Here is a 22,740-nt window from a genome sequence, read left to right as displayed (position 1 = left end):
GCTATCCCGGCCTGCCCGCAGGAGGGCAGCCCGGACCATCGGCCCTATCCCCCTTCGCCAAATCGCCCTAAAGCCCGATCATGCAACATTATGACGTGATCATCCTGGGCGCGGGCGCGGCGGGCCTGATGGCGGCGGCGACCGCCGGGCAACGGGGGCGACGGGTGTTGGTGCTCGATCATGCCGACGCGCCGGGCAAGAAGATCCTGATCTCGGGCGGCGGTCGGTGTAACTTCACCAATATCGGCACCGCGCCCGATCGCTTCCTGTCGGCCAATCCGCATTTCGCCAAGTCGGCGCTTGGTCGCTACACCCCGGCCGACTTCCTCGCGCTAGTCGAGGCGCATGGTATCGCCTGGCATGAAAAGACCCTGGGCCAACTCTTCTGCGACGGATCGGCGCGGCAGATCGTCGCGATGCTGCTCGACGAATGCGACAAGGCGGTTCGCAACGGCGGTCTGGTCGACATCGCGCTCGGAAAGAGCGTTGAGGCGGTCGCGCATGACGGCTCCGTCTTTCGCGTCGCCCATGGCGGAAAGACGGACGAGGTCCCAAGGCTGATCGTGGCGACGGGCGGCCCCAGCATCCCGAAAATGGGCGCGACCGGCTATGCCTATGACCTCGCCCGGCAATTCGGGCTGAAGGTCATCGAGCCGCGCCCCGCCCTCGTCCCCCTGACCCTGGGCGGCGAAGAGACGCTGTTCCGCTCGCTGTCGGGCGTCGCATCGGAGGTCGTCGCACGGACCGGCAAGACCCGGTTTCGCGAGGCGGCGCTGTTCACCCATCGCGGGCTGTCAGGTCCCGCGATCCTGCAGATTTCCTCCTATTGGCGTCACGGCGAAGCGATCGGGATCGACTTCCTGCCCGATTGCGCGGCGGACTGGTTGATCTCGACGAAGCGCGCGACGCCGCGCGCATCGCTGCGTCGCGCCTTGGGGCAACATCTGCCCGACCGGCTGGCGGAAACGCTGGCCGAGCGGCTGGCGCTGCCGCCCGAACTGGGCGCTGCGACCGACAAGGCGCTGATGGCGGCGCAGGCCCGGCTGGCGGACTGGCCTTTCCATCCCAATGGCAGCGAAGGCTATGCCAAGGCCGAGGTCACGGTCGGCGGCGTCTCCACGGCCGGGCTGTCATCGCGCACCATGGAGGTCAAGGCGGTGCCCGGCCTTCACTTCGTCGGCGAGGCTGTGGACGTGACCGGCTGGCTGGGCGGCTATAACTTCCAATGGGCCTGGGCCAGCGGACGCGCCGCCGGCGAGGCGGTCTGACCGGTCAGAGCGCGGCCAGCCCCATGCCCGGCCGCGCCCAATGCGCCATGCGATCATCCGCCTGCCGCCGCACGAAGCATGAGCCGCCCGCGTCGCGATAGCGGTGGCACAAGGCATCGGCCTCCGCCCGTACTAGGCCGCCGACCGACAGGCGATAGAGATGCCCCCCGCCGCCCTGCACCGTCCCGGACTGGGGGACATAGTTCGACAGGCCGGTGAAGCGGCGAGTGATCTCCGCCCAGGCCTTTTGCGCGGCATCCTCTTTGCCGAATGCGCCGATCTGGACATTCCAATCGCCCTTGGGACGAGCCATCTCGCGACGCTGCTCCGCGCGCCGCAGCAGCGCGGGCGTGGTGACGAGGCCGGGGGCCATTTGCGCGACCCGCACCGCTTGGGCAGCGTACTCCTTGGCCCCTGCGTCGCGACGGGACGGCACCGTGCCGGACGCCGACGCACGAGCCGGCCGTGCGAGAACCATCGGCAAGGGCTGGACGACTTCCTGCCGGGCCGCGAACAGGATGTGCGCCGCCGGATCGGAGGCGGCGGGCCGATCGGGCTGCCGGGTGACTTCCGTCGGGACGGCGGCTGCAACCGGCTGCGGCAGGGCTTGAACCATGTCCTGCACCATGGCGGCGGATGGCGCGGCGTTCAGCGCCAACACCAGCGGCTGGCCGCCATCGGAGGCCCGCTGGATCCCCAACAGCGATGCGACCTGATCCGCCGGACTGGTGGCGGCGGCGAAACCCGCCCACTCCTGCATCCGCGTCTCGACTTCGGCCGTTGCCATATCGGCGGACGCCGCCATGCGGGCCATGTCCCACTGGCCCGACAGCGCCAGTGACAGCGCCAGATTCTGGCGGGTCTTGACCGTCGCCCCCTGCTCGCGCGCGGCGGCGGTCAGGATGCGCACGCCATCCGCCGGTGCCCCGGCCAGCGCCATGGCCAGCCCCAGATCGGCCGCCGGGATGTGCGCGGCATGATCCGCCAGCAAGGCCCGCGCGCCCGCGCCATTGCCACCCGCGATCATCGCCAGCGCCAGGTTCAGCGCCGACCTGCCATCAGCGGGGTCGAGTTGCAGTGCATTGGTAAAGGCCTGCCGCGCCGAGGCGAAGCGCCCCGCCCGAAGATAGCTTTGCCCCAGCAGCGCGCGATAGGCGGCCTGATGCGGATCGGCGGCCACCAGTCGCTCGGCCAGCGCCACCGCACCGATACCGTCATGCTGCGCCAGCACGCGCCGGGTCCGGTCCGCCAGCGCAGCGGTCGCGCGCGGACCGCCCGTTCCCTCGGTCAGACGCGCGGTGCGGGGTCCGCTTGCCGTACATCCCGCCAGGCCGCCGCCGACGATCAGCGCGCCGACGCTGCAGGTGATGAGGGTGCGGAACGTCGTCATGATGGTCATCCGATAATGGCAGGCAGGAGGAAGCCGAGCGCGCATGACCCCCATCTCCCCAAATTGGGCAGATGCTATCCATTAACCGTCTAAGGAAATGTTAAATGGTCGCGACCGCTTTACCCGCGACCGGGGCCGGGGCATGGATGACAGACAGCATATTCGGGGAAGGACGAAGGATGATGCGCAGATTGCCGATCATCGGCGCAGGCTTGGTCGCCATCGCCGCCTGCCTCACCGCCAGCCCCGCCCTTGCCGATGTAAAGGCCGGGGTCGATGCCTGGGCGCGGGGCGATTATCGCAAGGCCGTGGACGAATGGCGCGGCCCCGCCGTGGCGGGCGAAGCCGATGCGCAGTTCAATCTGGCGCAGGCGTATAAGCTGGGTCGCGGCGTCCCGCTCGACCCGGCACTGGCCGAAAGCTGGTTCCGCAAGGCAGCGACGCAGGGCCATATCCCGGCGGCCGACAATTATGGGCTCGCGCTGTTTCAGGCGGGCAAACGGGCAGAGGCCTTGCCCTGGCTGGAAAAGTCGGTGGCGCGGGGCGAACCGCGTGCCGAACTGGTATTGGGCACGATGTTGTTCAACGGCGACGGCGTCCCGCGCGACTATCCGCGCGCCTATGCGCTGATGACGATGGCATCGCAGGCGGGGTTGCAGGCCGCGTCGGAGACGCTTGCCCAGATGGACCAGTATATCACCCCCGCCGACCGGCAGCAGGGGACCGCGCTCGTCCAGCAATATGGCGCCAGGCTGGCCGCCACCCCCGCCCCGCCCGCTGGCAGTGCGACACGGGTCATGGTCGGTGGCGAGCCCCCGCGTTCAACCGGCACCGCCATGGCCGCCACGGCATCGGCCACCACCCGTCCGGCGATCCAGCCGGTCCCCGTTGCCCCCTCCCGCGCCCCACGCCGGGGGCCAGCTATCCCGCGCCCGGTACGTCCGTGAAGACCACGACCGAAGATCGCGGCCCGGACAGGCTGGAGGCGATCGAACCGACCCCCACCCCACGCGCCGCGCGCGCCGCGCCCCCGCGTGTCGTCGCCAAGGCGCCGGCTAAGGCCGCGCCTGTCCGCACGACCGGGGGCGCATGGCGTATCCAACTCGGCGCGTTCCGGGACCGGGAGAATGCCAATATCCTGTGGCAACGTGTCCGCACCCGCTTAGGCGGAGCGCAGCCCTTCTACGTCACGGCGGGCGGGGTCACGCGGTTGCAGGCGGGCGGCTATGCCAATCGTGGCGAGGCACAGGCGGCGTGCAGCCGTTCGGGCCAGCCCTGCGTCGTGGTCGTTCCGTAAACCAGGGCCGACCGGCATCCGATCCTCCCCATCGCAGGGAAGGAATCCGGGCCCACCCTGATCGTCCGCCGGACGCGGATCAGGCGGCAACCCACTCGGCGCTGGGGATACCCTGCGCATAGAGAAGCGCGGTCAGGTCGCCATAATCGACCCGCGCCGCCGCCGCGCCCGCGACGATCGGCTTGGCGCGATAGGCGATGCCCAGTCCGGCCCGACGGATCATCGCCAGGTCGTTGGCGCCATCGCCCACCGCCATGCTGGCCAATGTATCCAGCCCCAGTTCGGCCAGCGCCTCGACCAGCGTCTTTTCCTTGGTATCCGACCCGACGATCGGCTTGCGCACCGTGCCGGTCAGCTTGCCGTGCGCGATCTCGAGATAATTGGCGATGGCGCGGTCGAAGCCGATCTCGGCGGCGACCGGCTCGGCGAAACGGGTAAAGCCGCCCGACACCAGGATGGCATGGCCGCCGCGAGCCTTCATCGTGCGGATCAGCGTCCGGGCCCCAGCCATCAGCGTCACCCGCTCGGCCAGGCAGCGTTCGATGACCGCCTCGTCCAGGCCCTCCAGCAGCGCAACCCGCGCGTCGAGCGCGGCGGCGAAGTCCAGCTCGCCGCGCATCGCGCGTTCGGTGACCTCGGCGACCTGCTCCTTAATCCCGGCATAATCGGCCAGTTCGTCGATGCACTCGACGGTGATCATGGTCGAGTCCATGTCGGCGACCAGCAGGCGCTTCTCACGACCCTCGGCTGCCTGTACGACCACATCGGTCGCATCGAACCGCCCCTCCAGCGCCTCGCGCGCCGCCAGCGGATCGCCGGTGAAGTCGAGATCCGCGGCCACGCCCGCATCGATCCAGCGGGTGGCGGAGACGATGCAACCCGCCGCTTCCAGTTTCTCCCGCGCGGTCGACAAATCCGGATCGGCCAGTTGGCCCTTGGCTGCTATCAGCGTGGCGATGAACATGGCGAACTCCTCTGACCGACCCAGGGTCGCGCTCATCGCAGGGCCGACCGCCAGCGGCAAGTCCGCATTGGCGCTCGATCTGGCGAAGGTGACCGGCGGCACGATCATCAATGCCGATTCGGCGCAGGTGTACCGCGACCTCTCTATCCTGACCGCCCGCCCCTCCCCCGAAGAGATGGCGCAGGCGCCGCACCGGCTGTTCGGCCATGTCGACGGCGCGGACACCGGCTATTCGGCAGCACGCTGGGCGGCGGAGGCGCGTGGGGCGATCGAAGATTGCGTGGCGGCGGGTTCGCTGCCGATCCTGGTCGGCGGCACCGGCCTTTATATGCGCACGCTGCTCGACGGCATCGCGCCGGTGGCCGAGATCGATCCCGCCATCCGCGCCGAGGTCCGGGCGCTGCCCGTCGCCGACGCCCATGCCGCCCTGTCCCGCGAGGACCCGACCGCCGCCGCCCGGCTCAATGCGGCAGACACCACCCGCGTCGCCCGCGCGCTGGAGGTGGTGCGCTCGACGGGGCGTCCGCTGCACGCATGGCAGGCGCATAAGGAAGGCGGGATCGGCGAGCGCATCGCGCTGTCCGCCGTCATCCTGCTGCCTGACCGGGACTGGCTGAACGCCCGCATCGACCGACGCTTCGGGGAAATGCTGGACGAGGGGCTGGACGAGGCCGCCGCGCTTCTCGCCCGCCCAGACCTGCCCGCCGACGCCCCGATCCGGCGTGCGATCGGCGTGCCGGAGGCCGCCGCGCTCCTCGAAGGCCGCATGACCCGCGCCGAGGCGGAGGCGACGGGCGCGCTGGCGACAAGGCGTTATGCAAAAAGGCAATTTACCTGGTTCCGCCACCAGCCGGGGCCCGACTGGACCGTGATTCCGGACCCTGACACCGATGTGCGTCGCAACATAATAGAAACTTTATTGCGCCGTTGACGGTTGACGCGCACTTTTTAAACTTGTAGCCGCGCCTTTCCCGACAAGCCCCGTCAGTGGGCACGGACGCAGAAGGACAAAGACGATGACCGAGAAGAGCGGAGCCGATATCCTGGTCGAGGCGCTGTGCGATCTCGGCGTGGAGGTCGTCTTCGGCTATCCGGGTGGCGCGGTGCTGCCGATCTATGACGCCATGTTCCGATCGAAGCGCATCCGCCACATTCTGGTCCGCCACGAACAGGCGGCGACGCACGCGGCGGAGGGCTATGCCCGCTCGACCGGCAAGCCCGGCGTGGTGCTCGTCACCTCCGGCCCCGGCGCGACCAATGCGGTCACCGGCATCACCGACGCGCTGCTCGATTCGATCCCGATGGTGGTCATCACCGGCCAGGTGCCGACCGCGCTGATCGGCACCGACGCGTTCCAGGAAGCCGACACCGTCGGCATCACGCGCCATTGCTCCAAGCACAATTATCTGGTGAAGGACCCCGCGCGTCTGGGCGAGGTGGTGCACGAGGCGTTCCACATCGCGACCTCGGGCCGCCCCGGTCCGGTCGTGATCGACATCCCCAAGGACGTGCAGGTCGCCACCGCCCGCTATCAGAAGCCGGGTCCGATCCGTCACAAGACCTATCGCCCGCAGGTGAAGGCCGACCAAGCCCAGGTCGAGCAGCTGGTCGACATGCTGGCGGCGGCCGAGCGTCCGATCCTCTATACCGGCGGCGGCATCATCAATTCGGGTCCGGCCGCGTCGCAGCTGCTGCGCGAACTGGCCCGCATCACCGGCGCGCCCGTCACTTCGACCCTGATGGGCCTGGGGGCCTTCCCGGCGAGCGACCCGCAATGGCTGGGCATGCTGGGCATGCACGGCACCTATGAAGCCAATATGGCGATGAACCAGGCCGATCTGGTGGTCGCGCTGGGCAGCCGGTTCGACGACCGCGTGACGGGCCGTCTGGACGCGTTCAGCCCGAACAGCCGCAAGGTCCATGTCGATATCGACCGGTCGAGCGTGAACAAGAATGTCCGCGTCGACCTGGCGATCATCGCCGATGTCGGCCATGCGCTGGAGGATGCGGTGCGCATCTGGAAGTCGCGCCAGCATCCCAAGCCCGACACCACTGAGTGGCAGCGCCGCATTGCGGGCTGGCGCGCGGTCGGCTGCCTCTCCTTCCCGGAGAATGGCGACGCGATCATGCCGCAGCGGGCGATCCGTGCGCTGTACGAAGCGACCCAGGCCCGCCAGCCGATCATCACCACCGAGGTCGGCCAGCACCAGATGTGGGCCGCGCAGCATTTCGGCTTCGAAAAGCCTAATAAGTGGCTCACCTCGGGCGGTCTGGGCACCATGGGTTACGGCCTGCCCGCCGCGATCGGGGCGCAGCTCGGTAATCCGGGTGCGCTCGTCATCGACATCGCCGGCGAAGCCTCGATCCAGATGAACATTCAGGAACTGGCGACGGCGACGCAATATCGCCTGCCGGTCAAGATCTTCATCCTGAACAACGAATATATGGGCATGGTCCGCCAGTGGCAGGAGCTGACCTATGAGAGCCGCTATGCCGAAAGCTATTCGGACTCGCTGCCCGACTTCGTGAAGCTGGGCGAGGCCTATGGCTGGAAGGGCATCCTCATCGAGCATCGCGACCAGCTAGAGGACGGCATCGCCGCGATGCTGGACCATGACGGGCCGGTGGTCGTCGACTGCCGCGTCGCCAAGCTCGCCAACTGCTTCCCGATGATCCCGAGCGGCGCGGCCCATACCGACATGATCCTGCAGGCCAATGAGGTATCGGGCACCATGGACGACGAGGCCAAGGCGCTCGTCTGATCCGGCATTCGCCGATAGCCTGAACAGCATGATAGGGAAGACCCCGGCCTTGGCCGGGGTGACAGGGTGGAAATGCACATCAAGACCGAGAAGGTGGAACGCCACACGCTGGCGGTGATCGTCGACAACGAACCGGGCATCCTGGCGCGGATCGCGGGTCTGTTCACCGCGCGCGGCTATAATATCGAAAGCCTGACCGTGTCGGAGATCACCGCCGACAAGGCGGTCAGCCGCATCACCATCGTCACCAGCGCCTCGCCGCCGGTGATGGAGCAGATCCTGGCACAGCTCGACCGGCTGGTCCCCGTCCACAAGGTCACCGACCTGACCGTGCAGGGCGACCATGTCGAGCGCGAATTGGCGCTGGTGAAGGTGGCGGGCACCGGCGAACGCCGGATCGAAGCGCTGCGCCTCGCCGAAGTTTACCGCGCCCGCGTGGTCGATGCGACCATCTCCAGCTTCGTATTCGAGGTGACCGGCACGATCAGCAAGATCGACAAGTTCGTCGAGCTGATGGGCGAAGTCGGCCTGGTCGAGGTCGCCCGCACCGGCATCGCCGCCATTTCGCGGGGCAAGGACGCGGCCTAAAATATCATCACAACCACTATCGTCACCCCAGCGAAGGCTGGGGTCTCCTGGCCGGGCGCTGGCCCTGACCGCAAGAGATGCCAGCCTGCGCTGGCATGACGGACCTCATCGAAAGGGAAGAAACCAATGCGTGTGTATTACGATCGCGACGCCGATCTGAACCTGATCTCCGAAAAGAACATCGCCATTCTGGGCTACGGCTCGCAGGGCCATGCCCATGCGCAGAACCTGCGCGATTCGGGCGTCAAGAATGTCGCGATCGCGCTGCGCCCTGGTTCGGCCTCGGCCGCCAAGGCGGAAGCTGCGGGCTTCAAGGTCCTGTCGAACCAGGAAGCGGCGGCCTGGGCCGACATCCTGATGATCCTGGCCCCCGACGAGCATCAGGCCGCGATCTATGACGCCGATATCAAGGGCAAGATGAAGCCCGGCGCCGCGCTCGCCTTCGCGCACGGCCTGAACGTGCATTTCGGCCTGATCGAGCCGCCCGCGGACATCGACGTCATCATGATCGCGCCCAAGGGCCCCGGCCACACGGTGCGCAGCGAATATGTGCGCGGCGGCGGCGTGCCCTGCCTGATCGCGATCCATCAGGACGCCAGCGGCAACGCGCATGACGTCGCGCTCGCTTACGCCTCGGGCGTCGGTGGCGGTCGCTCGGGCATCATCGAAACCAACTTCCGCGAAGAGTGCGAAACCGATCTGTTCGGCGAGCAGGCCGTGCTGTGCGGCGGCGCGACCGCGCTGGTCCAGGCGGGCTTCGAGACGCTGGTCGAGGCGGGCTATGCCCCCGAAATGGCCTATTTCGAGTGCCTGCACGAGCTGAAGCTGATCGTCGACCTGATGTATGAGGGCGGCATCGCCAACATGCGCTACTCGATCTCGAACACCGCCGAGTACGGCGACATCAAGACCGGCCCGCGCATCATCACCGAAGAGACCAAGAAGGAAATGAAGCGCGTCCTGGCCGACATCCAGTCGGGCCGCTTCGTGAAGGACTTCGTCCTCGACAACCGCGCCGGCCAGCCCGAACTGAAGGCCAGCCGCATCGCCGCCAAGCGCCACCAGATCGAACAGGTCGGCAGCGAACTGCGCGCGATGATGCCGTGGATCGGCGCGAACAAGCTGGTGGACAAGGAAAAGAACTAAGTCGTCCCGCATGGTGGAGGGGTGTCCCGCTCTCGAGAGGGCGACACCCCTCCGTCAGGCCTTCGGCCTGACACCTCCCCTTGCAGGGGAGGAAATGAAGGCGTCAGAGCCTCTCGGATCTGACCCCAACGGAAACGCATCGTTGCGACCTTGGCCTTTGACGTGCGTTATGCGCACCGGCCACACAGTCACGGTCCAACAGGGAGTTTACCCATGCGTTTCGTCCTTCCCGCCGCCCTGGCGCTCGCCTTCGCTGCCCCCGCCATTGCCCAGACCGCGCCGACGGGTACGCCGGGCGCGCCGGTTGCCTCGCGCGTCGTCGCGGGCACCTATGCGGTCGATCCTGCCCATACCCAGGTCACCTGGTCGCTGAACCATATGGGCTTCTCGATGCTGGAGGGGCAGTTCGGCGCGTCCGAAGGCACGCTGACCCTCGACCCGGCCCGTCCGCAGGCCGCCAAGGTCGATGTCACCTTCAAGATCGATGATCTGTCGGTCACCGCCGCCCCGTTCGCCAATCACCTGAAGTCGAAGGATTTCTTCGACGCCGCAACCTATCCGACCGCGCGCTTCGTCTCGACGGGCGTTAAGGTGATGGGCAACAAGGCAGTCATCACCGGCAACCTGACCATCAAGGACCAGACCAAGCCGGTCACGCTGAACGCGACCTTCTTCGGTGCTGGGACGAACCCGATGTCGAAGAAGCTGAACATCGGCTTCCGCGCGACCGGCAAGATCAAGCGTTCGGACTTCGGCGTTGGCGCCTATGTGCCGGTCGTCGGCGACACGGTCGACCTGACGATCAACGCCGCCTTCACCGCGCAGTAATTCACCCGTTCACACCCGAAAGGCGAGGTCGCATTCCCCGGCGGCCTCGCCTTTTTCATGTCCGATGATGATCGGCGTCAGGCGGCCGTCATCATTCTCGATATGGACAAGTGCGCGGCGACACGGCATGACCCCGCCATCATGATCGCCGTGCTGCCGCTTCGTTCGCTTCGACTTATCCGCCCTTAGGGGAGGATCGGCGTGGCCATGCGCGACTTCCCTAAGGGCTGAATGAACCGATAAGCCTGTCCCCGCCGTGCCTCTGGCCAGACGCGGCCGAGAATGTTGGAAGACCCGATCATGTTGCGCGATCCTTCGACCAAATACCGCCCCTTCCCGACCATCGCCCTGCCCGACCGGCAATGGCCGAACCGCACGATCACGAATGCACCGCGCTGGCTGTCGACCGATCTGCGCGACGGCAACCAAGCGCTGATCGACCCGATGGACGCCGAGAAGAAGACGCGGATGTTCGACCTGCTGGTCAAGGTCGGGCTGAAGGAGATCGAGGTCGGCTTCCCCTCTGCGGGCGCGACCGAGTTCGACTTCATCTCGGGCCTGATCAAGAACGACCGCATCCCCGAGGATGTGACGATCCAGGTGCTGACCCAGTCGCGCCGCGACCTGATCGAGCGCAGCTTCGAGAGCCTGGAGGGCGCGCGCACCGCGATCGTCCATCTCTACAACGCGGTCAGCCCGGCCTGGCGCAAGATCGTGTTCGGCATGACCCGCGACGAGGTTCGCCAGATCGCCGTCGAGGGCGCCAAGATCCTGCGCGACGAGGCGGCCAAGCGGCCGAACACCGACTGGTTCTTCGAATACAGCCCCGAAACCTTCTCGACCGCCGAACTGGATTTCTCGGTCGAGGTCTGCGCCGCCGTCATGGACGTGCTGAAGCCCACGCCCGAGCATCCGCTGATCCTGAACCTGCCCGCCACCGTCGAATGCGCGACGCCGAACGTCTATGCCGACCAGATCGAATGGTTCGGGCGCAACATCCCCAATCGCGATTCAGTGGTCATCTCGCTCCATACGCATAACGACCGCGGTACCGGCGTCGCCGCCGCCGAGCTGGGCGTGATGGCGGGGGCCGACCGAGTCGAGGGCTGTCTGCTGGGCAATGGCGAGCGGACCGGCAATTGCGACCTCGTGACCGTCGCGCTCAACATGTACACCCAAGGGGTCGATCCGGGCCTGAACCTGTCCGACATCGACGAGGTGGTGAACACGGTCCAGTACTGCACCAACCTGCCCGTCCATCCGCGCACACCCTATGCGGGCGACCTGGTCTTCACCGCCTTTTCGGGCAGCCATCAGGACGCGATCAAGAAGGGCTTCGCGGCGCAATCGGCGCGCAACGACGATCTGTGGGAAGTCCCCTACCTCCCCATCGACCCCGCCGATCTCGGCCGCTCTTACGAAGCGGTCATCCGCGTCAATTCTCAATCGGGCAAGGGCGGTGTCGCCTGGGTGATCGAGCAGGACAAGGGCCTGAAGCTGCCCAAGCGGCTCCAGGCCGATTTCAGCCGCCATGTCCAGGCGATGGCCGATGCGACCAGCCGCGAACTTAACGCCGCCGACATTTGGGGTGGGTTCGAGGCGGCCTATCTGCCTCGCGAAGGCGACCGCTTCGTCCTGCGCGATTATGAGGAAAGCGGCTCCACGGGCCAGCGGATCTTTATCGGTCGCGTCCAGGTGGATGGCGAGGAAAAGTCGATTTCGGGGCGCGGCAACGGCCTGATCTCCAGCGTGATCGCGGCACTGGCCGACACGACCGGGCCGAACCTGGAGGTGATCGACTATAACGAACATGCGATCGGCCATGGCGCCGATGCGCAGGCCGCCGCCTATGTCGAGGCGCGGACCGCCGATGGCCGGATCGTGTTTGGTGTCGGCCTCGACACCGACATCGCCACCGCCAGCGTCCGGGCGGTCCTGTCCGCCGCCAACCGGGCCTGATCCGGTGTTCCACGCCCAACTCGGCTAAGACGGCGACCGGTGAACGCGATCGGCCTGTCGCCTCTTCCTCCCCTGCATGGGGAGGTGGCAGGCCGAAGGATTGACGGAGGGGTATCCCGGCTGGTGATGAGTCGATCATGAGCGGCGATTCCCCTCCACCATCCGTCGGATCGCCGCCCTCCCCCGCCGCCAAAGACAAATGGGCGTTTATTCCCGAACGCTATCGCGAGACGCTGCGGGAACGGGGGGCATCGATCACGCTGACCGTGCTGGCGCATCTGCTGCTCGCATGGCTGCTCTTCCATATCGCGCCCAAGCTGATCGACCCGGAAACATCCTCGTCGCTCAGCACCTTTTCGGTGTCGCCTTCCGATCAGGATGCCGGTGCGCCGGTGCCGAAGACGCGCACGGTTACCCGCAAGCCAGCGGCGGCGGGGGGATCCAAGGCCCCCGCCCCGCCCAAACAGCCCGACACCCCCACGCCGCCCGCAGAGAAACAGGCCGACACCTCCGCGCCGACGCCGTGGCAATGGGGGGACAAGTCGCTGTTCGCGGCGGGTGACATCGGCGCTTTGCCCAAGGGTGAGGGCAAGGGTGTCGGGTCGAGCAAGGGCGACGATCGCGGCGAGGACAGCGCCTCGGCCTATGGCCCCGGTGAGGGGCCGGGCGGCAAGCGGCTCTACAATGCCGAATGGTTCCCCCGCCGTCCGACCAATGCCGAACTCTACGGCTATCTGCGCAGCCCGCCACCACCGGGCGGCTGGGCGCTGATCGCGTGCCAGACCGTCCCGGACCATCGGGTCGAGAATTGCCGAATGCTGGACGAATCCCCCGTCGGATCGGGCCTGGCGCGAGCGATGCGCGAGGCCGCCTGGCAATTCCGCGTCCGCGCGCCCCGCATCAACGGCAAGGAGATGGTCGGCGAATGGGTGCGCATCCGCATCGACTTCACCACCAAGGGCGGTGACTGAGGCCGTTCACGCTCTACCCCAGCAAAAGTAGCTATCCGGCGACGGATGGTGATCGTGCCGTGCGCCTCAGTAGGTGAACTGCAACTGCGTGCGGATCAGGTCGCCCGTCGCACGGCCGGTCCGCCGGGCATCCGCCTCTCGCCGTTCCATCCGGGCATAGGCCAGCGTCAGCTCCAGCGCATCGATCAACTGGATTTCGGTGCCGAGTTCCCATTCATCGGTTTCCATGCGGGGCGCATCGACATTGGCCTTCCACCCGCCGCGATAGCGTTGCCAGCGCGCATAGGGGATCATCCGGCCAAGCGGGGTCCGCCCCATATCCGCCATCAGCTGGACATAGCCGCCGCCCGCCCGGCTGGACCGGATCGTCCGCAGATCCCCGTCATATTGGGGGGCCCAGCCGGTCGTCCATTCGGTCTGGATGCCGAAGGGCTGCGGATAGAGGATGGCGTGGAACGCCACCCGGTCGTCGCGATAGTCGATCGGGCTGACGCCGCCGCTGCGAATCTCCGGGCGGAAGCGGTTGAACATCGCCGAGCCCCCCAGTTCCAGCACCTGTCCCTGGAATAGCGGACCCAGCCCATCGAGCGCGAAGGGCCAGGTCGCCATCGCGACCTTCATCAAACTGCCGTTGCGCTCGGTCCGGTTGGTCCCCTGCCCGTTGTACAGCGCCACGCCGAACGCACCGTAATTGCCGAACAGCTTCTGCTTGCTCTTGGTCAACCGGTCCCAGATCGCTTGGACGGCATCGGGGGTATAATAGGCATTGACGCCGACGTCGCGCTCGCCCGGTACTCCGCTGTTGATCGCGTCCGATCGGTCGAGCGGCACCCGGTTGGATGAGGATTGAAGATTCTCCCACCCGAACGGCACCTTGGACTGGCCGAAGCGCAACCGCAGACGGCGTTCGGGATCCAGGAACCAGTCGACATAGACGTCGCGCAGCTGCCCGAAATTCTCGCGCCGCTCGGTGCTCGACTGGTTGTTCACCGCCGCACCGAAGTCATGCTGGAAATAGAGTTGCAGCCGGTCGGTAATGTCGCCCTGAAGCACCAACCGCACGCGACGAAGCAGGAAGCCGCCATCGTCGTTGATCGACGTGTCGTGGACCGAGCGAAGCCGCGAGCCCGTGGCGGACAGTGGCTCGTCGTCGTCCAGCACCGCATTATAGCGAAGCTGCGTATAGCCGCGCAGCCGCATCCGCTCATACCAGGGGGGGCGGGCCGATGGTGGCTTGGCGACCGCGACGACGCGTGGGCTCGGGCTGGGAGTCGCGGGGGTGGATGCCGCCAGTTGCGGCGCGGGTGTGGGTGCGGGCGCGGCGGCGGTCGGCGGCGGCGCCGCTGCCGTCGCCCCTTTCTGCGCGTCGGTCAGCGCCTTGATCTGCGCCTTCAACTCATCAATCTGGCGCTGTAGTTCCTGCACCGTCTGCGCGGCCGCAGGGACCGGGCAGGTTGCCAGCAGCATGGCAGCGACAACCCGGTAGCGCGCCGGGAGAGGTTTTGCCTTGATCGCCATGCTCGTTCCGCCCTGTTTCCGGCGGCGGCTTAGGCCTGCTCCAGCCCCGTTCGCAACAAATTGATGACAGTCCGGTGATATTTTCGTGACAACGACGCGCCGTCACCGCGTCCGTTCGATCTCGCACCCCACCTGCGCATCGGGATAGATGCCCGTCTTCATCGATCGCACCCGGACCGCGACCACGCGAGGATCGGCCAGGCAGAGCGCCGCGACCGCCTCGCACAGGCTTTCCTGCAAGGCGAAACCGGGGCCCTGCGCCATTGCCACGATGCCCTCGCGCAGGAAATCATAGTCGAGCACCTCCTCGATCCGGTCGGCGCTGGGCGGGGCGGGATAGGCAACGGTCATCGCGACCGACAGGGTGACCGGCTGCGGCTCGGTCTCGTACGGGTGGATGCCCAGGCGCATCGCGACGCGGAGTTCGTCGAGCAGGATGGTGTAGGTCGCGCTCATCCCCGCCCCTCAAACATCACATCGCCGTCGCGGCGGCAGAAGCGCTGTCCGCAATCGACATGGAGGACCTGTCCTCTGATTCCCCGCGCGGTCAACAGGAAGGACACGGCCTCCGCCACCGCCGCCGCACCGATCGGGCGGCCAAGCAGGTTCTTGACCGAGGCCGTGGCGAATTCCGCATCCGACTGGTCGCCGCTTTGCAGGGTCAGGCCGGGCGCGATCGCATTGACCGCGATACGCGGCCCCAGCGCCTGGGCCAGCATCATGTTCGCCCCCGCGAGCGCGAACTTGGCGCAGCTATAGGCGAAGAAATCGGGGTTGGGATTGGCGAGCTTCTGGTCGAGGAGATCGACCACCGCCCCGTCCGTCACCTCGTCCTGCCGAGCCAATGCCGAGGTCAGCAGCGCAGGCGCGGCGGCATTGATCGCGTGGAGCCTTGCCATCAGTGCCGCATCCACCTGTGGCGGACGGTCGAAGACAAAGGCCGATGCACTGTTGACCAGCCCATCGATCGGCCCGCCCGCCGCGTCGCGCGCACGGGCGAAGAGCGCGTCAATGCCATCAAGATCGGCTAGATCCCCCTGCACCGTCGGCGCATCCAGTTCCTCGGCGAGCGCTTCCGCCTCGTCCTGCGAACCGTTGTAATGGAGCACCGCCCTGTGCCCGTCCGCCGCCAGCCGGCGCGCGATCGCCGCGCCCAGCCGCTTGGCCGCGCCGGTCACCAGGACGGTGCGGGTCGTCATCCGCCCAGGCCCATCAGCGACAGCACTTCCTTGCGGCTGCGGTCGTCGTCGCGGAACACGCCCATCATCCGGCTGGTCACCATCGACACGCCCGGCGTGCGCACCCCGCGCGCGGTCATGCAGGCATGGGTCGCCTCGATCACCACCGCGACGCCCAGCGGCTTCAGGTTCTGCCAGATGCAGTCGGCGACCTCGGCGGTCAGCCGCTCCTGCACCTGCAACCGGCGCGCGAAGCCGTGCAGCACGCGGGCGAGCTTGGAAATGCCGACGACATGGTTGCGCGGCAGATAGGCGATATGCGCGCGGCCGATGATCGGCGCCATGTGATGCTCGCAGTGCGACTGGAAGGGGATGTCCTTCAGCAGCACGATCTCGTCATAGCCGCCGACCTCCTCGAACACGCGCGACAGGTGGACAGCCGGGTCATCGCCATAGCCCGCACAATATTCGCGCCATGCCCGCGCCACCCGCTTCGGCGTATCGACCAGCCCCTCCCGCGCAGGGTCGTCGCCCGCCCAGGCGATCAGCGTGCGGATGGCCTGCGCCACATGATCGGGCACGACGACCTTGCCGTCCTCTCCGATCAGGTCGCCATCCTCCGGGTCGCCATGCGCGCAGCTCATATCATGTCCTTCACGTCAAAGCCGGTGCGATAGCGGATCGATTGTCGGGGTGCAAAACTCCGTCCCCCCGTAACCCATGGCCCCGCATTCCGTTCAGCCTGAGCGACGTCGAAGGCCAAGGGAATCTGCCCAGGTTCAGGCGATACAGCGTGGCCTTCGACGATGCTCAGGCTGAACGGCGGTCGGGATTTACCCGCGCAACCGCTCCGCCGCCCAGGCGACATGGTCGCCCATGAAGGTGGAAATGAAGTTGTAGCTATGGTCGTACCCCGGCTGCATCCGCAGGGTCAGCGCAATCCCAGCCTTCTCGCAGGCTTCTGCCAGCAGTTCCGGCCGCAATTGCTCGGTCAGGAACTGGTCGGCATCGCCCTGATCGACCAGCAAGTCCGGGACCCGCGCACCGTCCTCGATCAACGCGACCGCGTCAGCCTGTCGCCATGCCGCACGATCGGGGCCCAGATAACCGCCGAGCGCCTTCTCGCCCCATGGCACCTGGCCCGGCGCAGCGATCGGCGCGAAGGCCGACACGCTGCGGAACCGATCCGGATTGCGAAGTCCGATGGTCAGCGCGCCGTGGCCGCCCATCGAATGGCCGGTAATGGCTTGCGCGCCCATATCGGCGACGGGGAAATGCGCGGCGATCAGCGCGGGCAGTTCCTGTTCGATATAGCTCCGCATCTTGAAGTGCTTTGCCCAGGGCTCCTGCGTCGCGTCGACATAGAAGCCCGCGCCCTGCCCCATGTCATAGGCGTCGTCATTCGCCACGCCTTCGCCGCGCGGCGAGGTGTCGGGCGCGATGAAGATCACCCGGTGCTCCGCGCACGGCCCCCGGAACTCGCCCTTGTCGGTGACATTGGCATGGGTGCAGGTCAGACCCGACAGATACCAAAGGATGGAGAGTTTCTCCCCTTCCTCATGCGCGGGTACGAAGACCGAGAAGGTCATCCGCGTCCCCGTTACCGCGCTGTCATGGGCATAGACGCCCTGAATGCCGCCATGAGTCTTGGAGGTCGAAATCGTCTCGATCGTCATCGGAACACCACCGTCCGGTTGTCATTGAGGAAAACGCGCCGCTCGCCCACCCAGGCCACCGCGCGGGCCAGCACCTGCGCCTCGATATCGCGGCCGATGCGGATCAGGTCGTCGACGCTGGCACGGTGATCGACGCGTTCGACCGCCTGTTCGATGATCGGCCCTTCGTCGAGGTCCGCCGTCACGAAATGCGCGGTCGCGCCGATCAGCTTCACGCCGCGCGCATGGGCGCGGTGATAGGGCTGCGCGCCCTTGAAGCCGGGCAGGAAGCTGTGATGGATATTGATGCACCGCCCCGGCAGCGCCGCGACCAGCCGCTCGCCCAGCACCTGCATATAGCGGGCGAGGACGAGGTAATCGGCCCGGCTTTCGTCCATCAGGGCGAGCATCGCCGCCTCCTGCTCCGCGCGATTGGCGTCGCTGACGGGGAGGTGGTGCCAGGGCAGGCCATGCCACTCGACCAGCGGGCGAAGGCTGTCATGGTTGGAGACGACCCCGGCGATTTCGACCGGCAGTGTGTTGGTCCGCCAGCGATGGAGCAGGTCGTTCAGGCAATGCGAGCCCTTCGACACCGCGATCAGCATGCGGGGGCGTTCGCTGGCGGGCGCGACATGCCAGTCGAAGCCGAACCGCGCCGCCGGTTCGTTCAGCGCGTCCTTCACCCCCTCGACCGAGGCGGGAAAACGCGCCCCCTGGCCGGTGAAGACGATGCGCAGGAAGAACCGCCCCGTCTCCAGATCGGCATATTGCTGGCTGTCGAGGATGAACCCGTCAATCCCCGCCAGCGTGCCCGACACGGCGGCGACGATGCCGACCCGGTCCTGGCACGCCAGCGTCAGGATATAGTCGGCGTCGCTCATGCGGCGGGCAGGCGGCAGCCGAGACAGAGCTTGTTGCCGTCCGGATCGCGCAGATAGCCGAGATAGGCCTTGCCCAGCCCGGTGTCCCGCTCGCCGAGCGGCCCCTCGATCGCGGTGCCGCCATGGGCGATCCCGGCGGCATGCGCTGCGTCGACCTGCGCCGGATCGACCGCGCCCAGCCCGATCGTGCCGCCATTGGCATGGGTGGCGGGCTGGCCGTCGATCGGCCGGGTCACGATGAACACCGCACCATTGTGCAGATAGAGGACACGCTCGGCACCTGACGCCTGCCGACCCGGTTGGCCGCCCAGCGCGGCGAACAGCCCGTCATAGAAGGTCTTGGACCGCGCGATGTCGTTCGATCCGACCATGATATGGGTGTACATGTCCATTCCCCCCTTGGAACCGTCAGGCGGCGGGCACCAGATAGCGCGCGCACAGCTTGTTGCCGGTCGGATCGCGCAAATACGCCAGATAGATCTTGCCGACCGGCGGATAGCGATAGCCGGGCGGGTCCTCGATCGCGGTGCCGCCATGCGCCAGCCCGGCGGCATGCCAAGCGTCCGCCTGCTCGATCGACGTCGCCGCGAAGCCCAGCGTCCCGCCATTGGCATGGGTCGCAGGCTCGCCGTTCAGCGGCCGGGTGAGCAGGAAGCGCGAGCCTTCATGGCTATAGACCAGCCGCCCCCAGGGATCGATCACCCCCTCGGGCGCGCCGAGCACGCCCAGGATCGCGTCGTAGAAGCGCTTGGCCTCCGCGATATCGTTCGCGCCCAGCACGACATGGCTGAACATCAGAAGATCACCACGCTGCGGATGCTTTCGCCCTTGTGCATCAGGTCGAAGCCCTTGTTGATCTCCTCCAGCGTCAGCCGGTGGGTGATCATCGGGTCGATCTCGATCTTGCCGTTCATATACCAGTCGACGATCTTGGGCGTATCGGTTCGCCCGCGCGCGCCGCCGAACGCGGTGCCGCGCCAGTTCCGGCCCGTCACCAGCTGGAACGGCCGCGTGCTGATCTCCTTGCCCGCCTCGGCCACGCCGATGATGATCGAGGTGCCCCAGCCGCGATGGCACGCCTCCAGCGCGGTGCGCATCACCTCAGTATTGCCGGTCGCGTCGAAGCTGTAATCCGCGCCGCCATCGGTGAGCTCCAGGATCTTCGCGATCGTCTCTTCGCGCGACAGGCCCTTGGAATTGAGGAAGTGGGTCATGCCGAAGCGGCGGCCCCATTCCTCACGGTCGGGGTTGAGGTCGACGCCGATGATCCGGCCCGCGCCCGCCAGCTTGGCGCCCTGGATGACGTTCAGGCCGATGCCGCCCAGGCCGAAGACGACGATATTCTCGCCCGGCTGGACCTTGGCGGTGTTGACCACCGCGCCCACGCCCGTCGTCACGCCACACCCGATATAGCAGCTGGTGTCGAACGGCGCGTCCTCGCGGATCTTGGCGACCGCGATTTCGGGCAGGACGGTGAAGTTCGAGAAGGTCGAGCAGCCCATATAATGGAAGATCGGCTGGCCCTTATAGCTGAAGCGGGTCGTGCCGTCGGGCATCAGCCCCTTGCCTTGCGTCGCGCGGATCGCGGTGCACAGGTTGGTCTTGCCCGACAGGCACGACTTACACTGGCGGCATTCGGGCGTGTAGAGCGGGATGACATGGTCGCCGGGCACGACGCTGGTCACGCCCGCACCCACCTCGCGCACGATGCCGCAGCCTTCATGGCCGAGCACGCTGGGGAAGATGCCTTCGCTGTCCAGGCCGTCCAGCGTATAGGCGTCGGTATGGCAGATGCCGGTCGCCATGATCTCGACCAGGACCTCGCCCGCCTTGGGGCCTTCCAGATCGAGTTCGACGATTTCGAGCGGCTTCTTCGCTTCGAAGGCGACGGCGGCGCGGGTCTTCATGAATTCCTGTCTCCTTGGATGGCGTCCTGATGCCGTGTCATGGGCTCGCGTGCAACCAACGAAAGCCCCGGTGGATTGATACGCATCAGACCGATGGGAGAGCAGAGATGACCGAATTTAAAAAGGACGATCGCGTCACTTGGAACAGCCATGGCGGCACCGCCGAGGGCAAGGTCCTGAAAAAGCAGACCAGCGACACGCAGATCAAGGGGCACACCGTCCGCGCTTCCAAGGATGAGCCGCAATACATAGTAGAGAGTGACAATGGCGGAAAGGCGGCGCACAAGGCGGACGCGCTCAAAAAGGCGTGATTCACGCGCGGCCCGCCCGACGGCTGGGCCGCAGAAGGATTAAGGGAAGGAAACACATGGCCACCGCAACCACGGGCACCGGCATCCACGCGCCGGTTCAGCCGTCCGAGGAACTCGGCGCGATCGTCGGCAACGACAAGCTGCCGCGCAGCCAGGTCATCAGCAAGGTGTGGGATTACATCAAGTCCAACAACCTGCAGAACCCGGAGAACAAGCGCGAGATCCTGGCCGACGACAAGCTGAAGAAGGTGTTCGGCAAGGATAAGTGCACCATGTTCGAGATGAACAAGTTCATCTCGGCGCATCTGAAGAAGTAAGCCTTAGCAGACGCCTCGGTCGTTCGCACCGGGGCGCCTTTGCCCGCCGCGCCGTTATCGCAGGTCCAGGACCAGCGGCTTGCGCGCGGCGGGCGTAGCGGCCGGAGCCGGCATTTTCGCCCGGCCGCGCGTCGCAGACGGCGTCGCCGTCGCCGTCGCCGTCGCCGAGGGTGCCGGAGCCGGCGCATCCACAGCGCTCACCCGCCCCGCCTCGATCTGGTTGAGCCGCTGCTCGACCAGTTGCGCATCCAGCAGCTTGCGATCCCCCTGCATCGCCGCGACCTGCGCCTCCAATGTCGCGACGCGCTGTTCCAGCATCTTGACCCGCACCTGATCCTCGGTCTGCTCGACCATTTCCCTCGCCTGTTTTTCCTGGCGCGCCCGGTCCTGCGCGTCGGCATCGGCGAGACGCGCGTCGGGGCTGCGTTGTCCGCAGCCGGTGACGGTCAGGGTGACAAGGATCAGGGCGGCAGCACGGCGCATCGGCGTTCTCGGATTTGGGAAATTCCTTCCCTGCAAGGGGAGGGGAACTACCGCGAAGCGGTGGTGGAGGGGTTTAGCCGCCTGCGATTAATCACGCCACCGGCCGCGACACCCCTCCGTCAGGCCTACGGCCTGCCACCTCCCCTTGCAGGGGAGGAACTACTGGTCCCGCAATCTCACCCAGGTCGGGGCATGGTCGCTGGCCTTTTCCCGGCCGCGATAGCTTTTGTCGACACCGGCATCGACCAGTCGGTCAGCCGCCTGCGGACTGAGCAGCAGATGGTCGATCCGGAACCCGGCATCGCGCTGCCACGATCCGGCCTGATAGTCCCAGAAGGTCCACACACCCCCCTTGGGCGCGCGCGTTCGCAACGAGTCCGTCCATCCTTGCGCCAGCAAGCGGCGATAGGCGGCCCGGCTTTCCGGCTGCATCAGCGCATCGCTGGCCATGGCGGGGACCGAGAAAGTATCGTCGTCATTGGGAATGACATTATAGTCGCCCGCGAGCACGGCAGGCACTTCCTCCGCCAGCAATTCGCGCGCGCGCGTGGCCAGCCGCTCCATCCAGCGCAGCTTGTAATCGAATTTCGGCCCCGGCTGCGGGTTGCCGTTGGGCAGATAGAGCGAGGCGACGACCAGCCCGTTCACCTCGCATTCGAGGTAACGGCTATGCTTGTCCTCATCCTCGCCCGCCAGACCCCGCTGCCGCTCTACCGGCTGGGTGCCGCGCGCCAGAACGGCGACGCCGTTCCAGCTCTTCTGCCCGTGCCAGACAGCGCCATAGCCTGCCGCCTCGATCTCAGCGGCGGGAAACGTTTCGTCGCTGGCCTTCAACTCCTGAAGACAGACGATATCGGCGTCCGCCTCCGCCAGATATTCCAGCAAGCGAGGCAGACGGGCCTTGATCCCGTTGACGTTATAGGTGGTGATCTTCACGTCAGACCGAGAAGCTGGTGCCGCAGCCGCAACCCGAGGCCGCGTTGGGGTTCTTTACCTGAAACGCCGCGCCGCCGAGCGATTCGACATAATCGACCTGCGCGCCCCGCACGAGGTCCAGACTGATGCTGTCGACGACCAGCGTGACGCCATCGGTCCGGGCGATCGCATCGTCCTCGGCGGGGGCATCGGCCAGGCCGAATTTATACTGGAAGCCGGAGCAACCGCCGCCCTCGACCGACAGGCGAAGAATGGCAGGCTTGTTCTGCCGCTCGGCGATCGTCGCGACGCGTGCCGCGGCGGCCGGGGTCAGCGCGATTTCGGAAATGCTGGTGGCCATAGGGTTCAGATAGGCGCGGGTGGCGAGAGGGGCAATCCCGG

The 22,740-nt window shown here is 66.9% G+C and carries 26 protein-coding genes; 12 read left to right on the top strand and 14 right to left on the bottom strand.

The genetic code is table 11. The features are described from left to right. Positions 1-80: 80 nt before the first annotated feature. Positions 81-1,268: an NAD(P)/FAD-dependent oxidoreductase gene (locus tag ACWPWT_RS10445; protein ID WP_454279578.1), complete on the top strand. Its 1,188-nt coding sequence runs from the start codon at positions 81-83 to the stop codon at positions 1,266-1,268. Positions 1,269-1,272: 4 nt separating this feature from the next. On the opposite strand, the gene ACWPWT_RS10440 is transcribed toward ACWPWT_RS10445, so the two are convergent. Continuing rightward, the gene (locus ACWPWT_RS10440; RefSeq protein ID WP_454279577.1) at positions 1,273-2,658 is read right to left on the bottom strand and encodes an SPOR domain-containing protein; all 1,386 of its coding nucleotides are present in this window, start codon (positions 2,656-2,658) and stop codon (positions 1,273-1,275) included. A gap of 179 nt (positions 2,659-2,837) precedes the next feature. Here ACWPWT_RS10440 and ACWPWT_RS10435 point away from each other — a divergent pair, with 179 nt between their 5' ends. Together ACWPWT_RS10435 and ACWPWT_RS10430 are read left to right on the top strand one after the other, a co-directional pair. Then, positions 2,838-3,605, top strand: coding sequence for a tetratricopeptide repeat protein (locus ACWPWT_RS10435; RefSeq protein ID WP_454279576.1), 768 nt, complete (start codon positions 2,838-2,840; stop codon positions 3,603-3,605). Next, a complete protein-coding gene (locus ACWPWT_RS10430) occupies positions 3,602-3,955 on the top strand; it encodes an SPOR domain-containing protein (RefSeq protein ID WP_454279575.1) in 354 nt (117 codons plus the stop codon). Before ACWPWT_RS10435 ends, ACWPWT_RS10430 begins: the two co-directional genes overlap by 4 nt. A 79-nt stretch (positions 3,956-4,034) precedes the next feature. Here ACWPWT_RS10430 and serB read toward each other — a convergent pair whose 3' ends face one another. Next, positions 4,035-4,919 (bottom strand): phosphoserine phosphatase SerB, encoded by an 885-nt coding sequence (gene serB / locus ACWPWT_RS10425; RefSeq protein ID WP_454279574.1) that lies wholly within the window; start codon positions 4,917-4,919, stop codon positions 4,035-4,037. Here serB and miaA point away from each other — a divergent pair. From miaA to ACWPWT_RS10390, 7 genes are all read left to right on the top strand, one after another. Next, on the top strand, positions 4,918-5,850 hold the full coding sequence (gene miaA / locus ACWPWT_RS10420) for a tRNA (adenosine(37)-N6)-dimethylallyltransferase MiaA (protein ID WP_454279573.1): 933 nt from the start codon (positions 4,918-4,920) through the stop codon (positions 5,848-5,850). The genes serB and miaA overlap by 2 nt on opposite strands. Positions 5,851-5,935: 85 nt before the next feature. Next, complete coding sequence (locus ACWPWT_RS10415) at positions 5,936-7,681, top strand: acetolactate synthase 3 large subunit (RefSeq protein WP_261270963.1); 1,746 nt, start codon at positions 5,936-5,938, stop codon at positions 7,679-7,681. Between the two features lie 72 nt (positions 7,682-7,753). Further along, positions 7,754-8,269 carry an acetolactate synthase small subunit gene (gene ilvN, locus ACWPWT_RS10410; protein WP_261270962.1) on the top strand — a complete coding sequence of 172 codons (516 nt, stop codon included), beginning with the start codon at positions 7,754-7,756 and terminating at the stop codon, positions 8,267-8,269. A gap of 126 nt (positions 8,270-8,395) precedes the next feature. After that, the gene (gene ilvC / locus ACWPWT_RS10405) at positions 8,396-9,415 is read left to right on the top strand and encodes a ketol-acid reductoisomerase (protein ID WP_261270961.1); all 1,020 of its coding nucleotides are present in this window, start codon (positions 8,396-8,398) and stop codon (positions 9,413-9,415) included. Between the two features lie 213 nt (positions 9,416-9,628). Then, positions 9,629-10,243, top strand: a complete 615-nt coding sequence (locus tag ACWPWT_RS10400; RefSeq protein ID WP_261270960.1) for a YceI family protein — start codon at positions 9,629-9,631, stop codon at positions 10,241-10,243. Between the two features lie 300 nt (positions 10,244-10,543). Beyond that, complete coding sequence (gene leuA, locus ACWPWT_RS10395) at positions 10,544-12,202, top strand: 2-isopropylmalate synthase (protein WP_454279572.1); 1,659 nt, start codon at positions 10,544-10,546, stop codon at positions 12,200-12,202. A 137-nt stretch (positions 12,203-12,339) separates the two neighbouring features. Beyond that, positions 12,340-13,173: a hypothetical protein gene (locus tag ACWPWT_RS10390; protein ID WP_454279571.1), complete on the top strand. Its 834-nt coding sequence runs from the start codon at positions 12,340-12,342 to the stop codon at positions 13,171-13,173. A gap of 66 nt (positions 13,174-13,239) precedes the next feature. Here ACWPWT_RS10390 and ACWPWT_RS10385 read toward each other — a convergent pair whose 3' ends face one another. The 9 genes from ACWPWT_RS10385 to ACWPWT_RS10345 all read right to left on the bottom strand — a co-directional run bounded on the left by ACWPWT_RS10385 (position 13,240) and on the right by ACWPWT_RS10345 (position 20,312). Continuing rightward, complete coding sequence (locus tag ACWPWT_RS10385; RefSeq protein ID WP_454279570.1) at positions 13,240-14,691, bottom strand: porin; 1,452 nt, start codon at positions 14,689-14,691, stop codon at positions 13,240-13,242. Positions 14,692-14,793: 102 nt separating this feature from the next. Then, the gene (locus ACWPWT_RS10380; RefSeq protein ID WP_454279569.1) at positions 14,794-15,147 is read right to left on the bottom strand and encodes a dihydroneopterin aldolase; all 354 of its coding nucleotides are present in this window, start codon (positions 15,145-15,147) and stop codon (positions 14,794-14,796) included. Beyond that, the gene (locus tag ACWPWT_RS10375; RefSeq protein WP_454279568.1) at positions 15,144-15,890 is read right to left on the bottom strand and encodes an SDR family oxidoreductase; all 747 of its coding nucleotides are present in this window, start codon (positions 15,888-15,890) and stop codon (positions 15,144-15,146) included. The genes ACWPWT_RS10380 and ACWPWT_RS10375 overlap by 4 nt, the downstream gene beginning before the upstream one ends. After that, entirely contained in the window at positions 15,887-16,513 is a 627-nt protein-coding gene (gene folE, locus ACWPWT_RS10370; RefSeq protein ID WP_307100183.1) for a GTP cyclohydrolase I FolE, read from the bottom strand. Before folE ends, ACWPWT_RS10375 begins: the two co-directional genes overlap by 4 nt. Before the next feature lie 189 nt (positions 16,514-16,702). Then, entirely contained in the window at positions 16,703-17,545 is an 843-nt protein-coding gene (gene fghA / locus ACWPWT_RS10365; protein WP_454279567.1) for an S-formylglutathione hydrolase, read from the bottom strand. Further along, positions 17,542-18,405 carry a formyltetrahydrofolate deformylase gene (gene purU / locus ACWPWT_RS10360; protein WP_454279566.1) on the bottom strand — a complete coding sequence of 288 codons (864 nt, stop codon included), beginning with the start codon at positions 18,403-18,405 and terminating at the stop codon, positions 17,542-17,544. The genes fghA and purU overlap by 4 nt, the downstream gene beginning before the upstream one ends. Next, positions 18,402-18,791, bottom strand: coding sequence for a VOC family protein (locus tag ACWPWT_RS10355; RefSeq protein ID WP_454279565.1), 390 nt, complete (start codon positions 18,789-18,791; stop codon positions 18,402-18,404). The genes purU and ACWPWT_RS10355 overlap by 4 nt, the downstream gene beginning before the upstream one ends. 22 nt (positions 18,792-18,813) lie before the next feature. Further along, positions 18,814-19,200, bottom strand: a complete 387-nt coding sequence (locus ACWPWT_RS10350) for a VOC family protein (protein ID WP_261270950.1) — start codon at positions 19,198-19,200, stop codon at positions 18,814-18,816. After that, on the bottom strand, positions 19,200-20,312 hold the full coding sequence (locus ACWPWT_RS10345; RefSeq protein WP_454279564.1) for an S-(hydroxymethyl)glutathione dehydrogenase/class III alcohol dehydrogenase: 1,113 nt from the start codon (positions 20,310-20,312) through the stop codon (positions 19,200-19,202). Before ACWPWT_RS10345 ends, ACWPWT_RS10350 begins: the two co-directional genes overlap by 1 nt. A 107-nt stretch (positions 20,313-20,419) precedes the next feature. Between ACWPWT_RS10345 and ACWPWT_RS10340 the strand changes: the two genes are divergently transcribed. Together ACWPWT_RS10340 and ACWPWT_RS10335 are read left to right on the top strand one after the other, a co-directional pair. Next, positions 20,420-20,623 (top strand): hypervirulence associated TUDOR domain-containing protein, encoded by a 204-nt coding sequence (locus ACWPWT_RS10340; RefSeq protein WP_261270948.1) that lies wholly within the window; start codon positions 20,420-20,422, stop codon positions 20,621-20,623. Between the two features lie 56 nt (positions 20,624-20,679). Further along, complete coding sequence (locus ACWPWT_RS10335; protein WP_261270947.1) at positions 20,680-20,940, top strand: SWIB/MDM2 domain-containing protein; 261 nt, start codon at positions 20,680-20,682, stop codon at positions 20,938-20,940. 54 nt (positions 20,941-20,994) lie between these two features. Here ACWPWT_RS10335 and ACWPWT_RS10330 read toward each other — a convergent pair whose 3' ends face one another. The 3 genes from ACWPWT_RS10330 to erpA all read right to left on the bottom strand — a co-directional run bounded on the left by ACWPWT_RS10330 (position 20,995) and on the right by erpA (position 22,699). After that, entirely contained in the window at positions 20,995-21,423 is a 429-nt protein-coding gene (locus ACWPWT_RS10330) for a hypothetical protein (RefSeq protein WP_454279563.1), read from the bottom strand. Positions 21,424-21,582: 159 nt separating this feature from the next. Continuing rightward, positions 21,583-22,359, bottom strand: a complete 777-nt coding sequence (gene xth, locus ACWPWT_RS10325) for an exodeoxyribonuclease III (protein WP_454279562.1) — start codon at positions 22,357-22,359, stop codon at positions 21,583-21,585. Between the two features lies 1 nt (position 22,360). Beyond that, positions 22,361-22,699: an iron-sulfur cluster insertion protein ErpA gene (gene erpA, locus ACWPWT_RS10320; protein ID WP_454279561.1), complete on the bottom strand. Its 339-nt coding sequence runs from the start codon at positions 22,697-22,699 to the stop codon at positions 22,361-22,363. Positions 22,700-22,740 lie beyond the last annotated feature (41 nt).

The sequence above is a fragment of the Sphingomonas sp. Marseille-Q8236 genome, from assembly GCF_965112005.1.
Note: the sequence above shows the minus strand (reverse complement) of the source record. Positions and strands in the feature narration are given on the sequence as shown.